Source organism: Mycobacterium sp. (assembly GCF_035603715.1).
Taxonomy (GTDB): domain Bacteria; phylum Actinomycetota; class Actinomycetes; order Mycobacteriales; family Mycobacteriaceae; genus Mycobacterium.
On the sequence record NZ_DATNJW010000404.1, the window covers coordinates 1 to 4,978 of the forward strand.

Genomic DNA, 4,978 nt, shown 5'->3' on the forward strand with positions numbered 1-4,978 from the left:
GTCGACCCTGGTGGGATTCTCCGTCGATCCCGATCCCATCATGCCGCCACCGCGATTAGCGGACTATTGACCCCCAGATCGCAGCAGAACTAGTAGTTTCATTGCCGGCGGCGATGTATAAGGAAATGGCCATGAAGCACCACATCTTCGCGGGATTGGCGGCAGTACTGCTCGCTTCCGGGCTGATTGGCTCAGCGCCACCGGCCATCGCGGGCTGCCTGTACGGCGGACTCTCCGCCAGCCGATGCGATGGACCCGTCCAGCCCGACGGCACCTGGCAACGGTGCGTGATATTCAATTCTTTCGGCAGCGACTCCGGATACCGGTCGCCGAGCAGGCGTTGCGATCAGATGGGCCCTGACCTACACCCGTGGGGCCTTGCCTTCAACGACCCACCGACGCACATCGATGATTGAGTTAGTCCCCTTCGGTAAAGGATCAAGATGACAAAGCGATACATGACCGCAGCCCTAGGGGCCGCCCTGGTGACCGCCGGGCTGACAGCCACGGCGCCCACCGCGAGCGCGGGATGCGTGGACCCGGGATGGGGAGCGCACCCATTTGCGCAGATGTGCGATAGTCCCGTCGACCAGGACGGACTGTGGGAGCGCTGTCTCTCCTATCACGACGCCGGGCCTTACAGCCCAACCGAAACCCAGTGCTACACGATGAGCGCGGGTAATCCTCCGAAGGAGGCCGACCCCGTCGTGCAGACGCCGCCAACGCACATCGACTAGTAGCGCGGGCCGCTCAGGCTACGAGCGGAGCCGCGACGCCGTGTTCGACTGGCGTTGTGCGCACCGCGTCGGGGTCCGCCGCGCATGGGGTGCGCAGCGGCCACGCGAGCTGACGGAGATAGCCGGCCGGTTCGGATTCGTCGATGCCGTACTGCGCCGGCCAGCGGTCGGCGGGCAGATACAGGGTCCCGAACAAGGCGTCCAGCATTGGGAACTCTCCGGCGTAGTTGGTGTTGTAGGCGCGCGGTTCACGAGCGTGGTGCCAGTGGTGGAACTGCGGGGTGGCGATCAACCACCGCACGGGGCCGAAGTTCATCCGCACGTTGGCGTGGATGAAGATGGCCTGCACCGTAATGAGGATGACGAACGCGCCGAGACTGGCCCGGCCGAAGCCCAGTGCGTAGAGCGGCAGCACCGCAGCAGAGCGACCAAAGGTCTCGTCCAGCGGGTGCAAGTGATTGGCGGCAAGCCAATCCAAGTCGCGGATGCTGTGATGCACGCGGTGGAACCGCCACAGCAGCGGAACCTCATGCGCGGCGCGGTGCCCGGCATATCCGCCGACCGTGGTTATGGCGAATCCCGCCACGATCTGCACCCACATTGGACTCGCCGCGATACCGAGACGCAGCGGTGCGGGCACGAACGCACGCAACGCGCCGCCCACCACGACCACCGAGACGATCAGCCCCACCTTCAATGCGGCACCGTTGACCAGATAGTGCACCAGGTCGGTACGCCACCCCCGGCGCAGCACTCGGCGGGGGTGCAGCGCGAAAAGCCGCTCGAGCGGGATGAAGATCACGGCAAGAATCGCCAGCCCGAACAAGATATTGCTGCGCACGCTGAGCGCAGCCAGGACCACCAGCGCCGTCAGCGACGCCAATAACGCGCCGCTGACACCGATTTGTGTGCCCGGCCCATTCACCGCAACGTGCACGCTCCGCGGCGACGGCTCCGCATCGACCGGAGCAGTACCGGAAGAACTGGCCTTGGCCAGCCGCCCCCAACCCGCCAGCACCGAGCACGCCACAACGATCCCGAATCCACCGACGGCCAGGTTCTGGGTGGCGAACGCGATTGCAACCATGACAATCCCCGACTGCACGGCCAGCCCAGCCACGTTCAGGGATCTGCTTCCGGCAAGCAATCGATAACCCTGCCAACCGACCAGCACTGCCGCTGCAAGCAGTGACAGCATCGCTAATCCCATGCCGCCGCCGGGATGCGAGCGCGCCAGACGGCCAGTCACGGTGGCGGCGGTCAAGAGCGCGACCACCTCGGCGGCGTGCAGCAACACCATGACTGCCACCGCACGGCGTCCGCGCATGCCGTTCAGCATGCCTCTCGAGGCTAAGAAAAAAGTGAGGACGGGTGATTCCGTATTGGCCACGCGCCCAACACACATCGACCCGTAGCGGGTGGCTCTGGACTGAGCCTCCGGGGAAAGATGTTACCGAAATTGTGCGTAGACCGAGCCTGCTCGCTGGAGTAATTTCTGCAGGGTGTCAATCAACCGTCGCAAGGTCCTGGGTGGAGCGGGCCTGGCCGGTGCGGCCGCCGCGGCCGGCGTGGGCGTCGACCATCTGGTCTCCGGCCACCACACCGATAGCGAAGTGTCACTTGCCGATGATGCGGCACGTTTCGGTGATCCCCGCATACCGTCTGAGCTGATCACCTCGCACTCGCATCTGTTCCGTCTCGGCGCTTCGCCGGTCGCCCGTTTCGACGGGGGCTCATTTCAGCAGGCGGACGAAGAGAACTTCCCGATCCTCAAAGGTCAAGCCGGCAGCATCGTGGTTCTGACGTTGGTTCCCGGCGGCATTCGCGAACCGCACTGGCACCCGAGCGCATGGGAGATCAACATCGTCACCAAGGGCGTCGCAAGTTGGGCTCTCGTTGACGGAAACGGCAACCACGAAAGCTTCGACCAGAAGGTCGGTGACGTGGTGTTCGCACCCCAGGGTTCCTTCCACTACTTCGAGAACCGCGGCCCCGATGACATGAAGATCGTCATCGTGCAGAACACCAGTACCCCGGAATCCAAGGACAACATCGGCATCGGCGAGTCCCTCAGTAAGCTTCCGCCCCGAGTGTTGTCAGCCATCTTCGGCGTTCCGGAAAAGACCTTCAACTCCTTCAAGAAGATCGACGAAGCGATCGTCGTCCTCCGGAAGCATTAGGAAGATTCGATGACTGATGACGCCGAGCGTTTCGGTGATCCCCGCATACCCGATGAGACGATCACCTCGAAATCACACCTCTTCCAACTGGGCGCCCTACCTCCGATCACGTATGACGGTGGCACACAGCAGCAGGCACACGAGCAGAACTTTCCGATACTCGCCGGTCAAGAGGCCAGTATCCAGCTGATCACGTTGCAGCCCGGCGGTATTCGCGAACCGCACTGGCACCCCAGCGCGTGGGAGCTCAATCTGGTCACCAAAGGCGTCGCAAGCTGGGTCCTCATCGACGGAAACGGTAACCACGAGAGTTTCGAGGCCCACGTTGACGACCTCGTGTTCGCACCCCAAGGATCCTTGCACTACTTCGAGAACCTCGGCACCGAAGAGCTGGACGTGCTGATCATCCAAAACTCGAGCGCAGCAGAAGACAAGGACAATGTCGGGATTGGCGAAGCGGTGAGTCAGATGCCGCCCGACGTGTTGGCCGCCGTCTTCGGTGTGCCCGCAGCCACATTCGCTTCCTTCAAGAAGCTCGACAACGCAGTCACCATCCTGCGATCTCACTGACCGTCATTCCACCAGCTGCGCCGCGATCGTCGCGCCAAGGTTCCAACACGCGTCGACATCGCTCTTGCTCGGCTTGCCCGAAACCACCACGGTCTCTGCGTTTTTGACCCAGCCCAGCCCGGTCGTGATCGTGTCGACTGCTCGCTCGGCGCCCTCGGTGCCCTCGTTGCCGTGGAGGTACAGCCCGAACGGTCGGCCGCGCGTCGAATCAAGCAGCTGGTAATAGGCGCAGTCAAACGCGTGCTTGAGAGCACCCGAAATGTAGCCAAGATTCGCCGGAGTACCCAGCAGGTAGCCGTCAGCTTCCAGCATTTCGACCGCCGAGACGGTGAGCGCCGGTCGCCGTACGACCTCTACGCCTGTGATCTCGGGATCGGTCGCCCCGGCCACCACCGCCTCGAACATCTCCTGGCAGTGCGGCGACGGGGTGTGATGAACAATCAACAGCACGGCCACTAGCCGGGCCTCCTCATCTCACGTTGGACGCGGACGTTCCGGTTCTATCCAGCCGACTGCTGACCGCGACCGACGCGACGACGCACCCTGCGCATGCTTCGGCGCAGACCCCGGACTGCATAGCCGGCAGCCACGACCGACGCCACAACCGTGGTAATGAACACGGGCAGCCAGCTACCCCGGTCGTGGTCGACCGACCACCAGACAATCGAGAAGAGCACCGTGCAGAGAAATAGGACGATGTCACGCCAGCTTCCTTCGTACGAACTGGCGGCTGCGCGCAACCGGCGTGCCGTGTTCTCCGCCACGATCAACTCGTCGATGCGGTCGTCAATGCTGCGCCGCAACTCCTCCCGCCGGGCCGCCTCGGTGTCAGGCAGCTGCTCGAGCAGCTCCAAGTCTTGTTTGATCCCTTCGCGCAAGTTGGGACCCCTGAGTTGCCCCACCGCAGCGCCGAACAGCGCACCACCGACGACGGGAGCCGCGCCCATGGCGATCGCTGCCATACCGGGCATTGTGACCTCTACCTTCCGCTCGCTCCGCAATCCTGTGCATCGACCCCACGGTGACGTTGGTTGCTGACCGACGGCCCAACCGCCGGAACATCACTTCATGGTCGCAAGATTGTGCCAAAAATTCTTGAGGCTGTCGGTGCCGCCGAAAAGCGTGGTGAAGTTCGTCGAGTCGACCAGGACGATGTCGCCGGCCCGCTGGCCCGACGGCGGCATCCAGATCAGCGCGTTGAATTCGGTGTTGCCCGCCGCGGTGAAGGGATGGTGCCTATTGGGATCGATCCGTTGCCGACCCAACACCCGCACCGAGTCGCTCTCCGGTGCGGTGAGTTCGTAGTGCGGCAGGTGGGGATGGAAGTTGAACGTGGTGACGTTGTCGAGCAGCCTGGCTGCGTCCAGGTCGCGGACCGCGGTCAGGGGTGCGATCTGCTTGGTGCCCTCGACCACGGCGGGCCGCAGCCCCCAGGTGTTGTGAACCGGAACCTCGAGGGCCTTCATCAGTGAGCGAGTGTACTGTCCGAAC

The 4,978-nt window shown here is 63.5% G+C and carries 6 protein-coding genes and 2 pseudogenes; 4 read left to right on the forward strand and 4 right to left on the reverse strand.

What is annotated here, in order from left to right:
- Window positions 1–131 precede the first annotated feature (131 nt).
- The gene (locus tag VN856_RS16655) at window positions 132–416 is read left to right on the forward strand and encodes a CDGP domain-containing protein (RefSeq protein ID WP_325690939.1); all 285 of its coding nucleotides are present in this window, start codon (window positions 132–134) and stop codon (window positions 414–416) included.
- Window positions 417–443: 27 nt separating this feature from the next.
- The gene (locus VN856_RS16660; protein ID WP_325690941.1) at window positions 444–737 is read left to right on the forward strand and encodes a CDGP domain-containing protein; all 294 of its coding nucleotides are present in this window, start codon (window positions 444–446) and stop codon (window positions 735–737) included.
- A 13-nt stretch (window positions 738–750) separates the two neighbouring features.
- On the opposite strand, the gene VN856_RS16665 is transcribed toward VN856_RS16660, so the two are convergent.
- Complete coding sequence (locus VN856_RS16665; RefSeq protein ID WP_325690943.1) at window positions 751–2,064, reverse strand: sterol desaturase family protein; 1,314 nt, start codon at window positions 2,062–2,064, stop codon at window positions 751–753.
- A 175-nt stretch (window positions 2,065–2,239) separates the two neighbouring features.
- Between VN856_RS16665 and VN856_RS16670 the strand changes: the two genes are divergently transcribed.
- Window positions 2,240–2,917: a cupin domain-containing protein gene (locus VN856_RS16670; protein ID WP_325690945.1), complete on the forward strand. Its 678-nt coding sequence runs from the start codon at window positions 2,240–2,242 to the stop codon at window positions 2,915–2,917.
- Window positions 2,918–2,923: 6 nt separating this feature from the next.
- Window positions 2,924–3,487: pseudogene (locus VN856_RS16675) on the forward strand (cupin domain-containing protein); the annotation flags it as partial.
- 3 nt (window positions 3,488–3,490) lie between these two features.
- Here the strand turns inward: VN856_RS16675 and VN856_RS16680 are convergent.
- The 3 genes and pseudogenes from VN856_RS16680 to VN856_RS16690 form a co-directional block, all read right to left on the reverse strand.
- Complete coding sequence (locus VN856_RS16680) at window positions 3,491–3,892, reverse strand: flavodoxin family protein (protein ID WP_414686977.1); 402 nt, start codon at window positions 3,890–3,892, stop codon at window positions 3,491–3,493.
- A gap of 95 nt (window positions 3,893–3,987) precedes the next feature.
- Complete coding sequence (locus VN856_RS16685; RefSeq protein WP_325690949.1) at window positions 3,988–4,449, reverse strand: hypothetical protein; 462 nt, start codon at window positions 4,447–4,449, stop codon at window positions 3,988–3,990.
- A gap of 99 nt (window positions 4,450–4,548) precedes the next feature.
- Window positions 4,549–4,978, reverse strand: a pseudogene (locus VN856_RS16690) (hypothetical protein); the annotation flags it as partial.

What these genes read in the sequence shown, in the direction of transcription:
- VN856_RS16665 (WP_325690943.1), bottom strand. Translation starts at nt 2,064, where the DNA reads ATGCGCGGACGCCGTGCGGTGGCAGTCATGGTGTTGCTGCACGCCGCC.
- VN856_RS16685 (WP_325690949.1), bottom strand. Translation starts at nt 4,449, where the DNA reads ATGGCAGCGATCGCCATGGGCGCGGCTCCCGTCGTCGGTGGTGCGCTG.
- VN856_RS16680 (WP_414686977.1), bottom strand. Translation starts at nt 3,892, where the DNA reads ATGTTCGAGGCGGTGGTGGCCGGGGCGACCGATCCCGAGATCACAGGC.
- VN856_RS16655 (WP_325690939.1), top strand. Translation starts at nt 132, where the DNA reads ATGAAGCACCACATCTTCGCGGGATTGGCGGCAGTACTGCTCGCTTCC.
- VN856_RS16660 (WP_325690941.1), top strand. Translation starts at nt 444, where the DNA reads ATGACAAAGCGATACATGACCGCAGCCCTAGGGGCCGCCCTGGTGACC.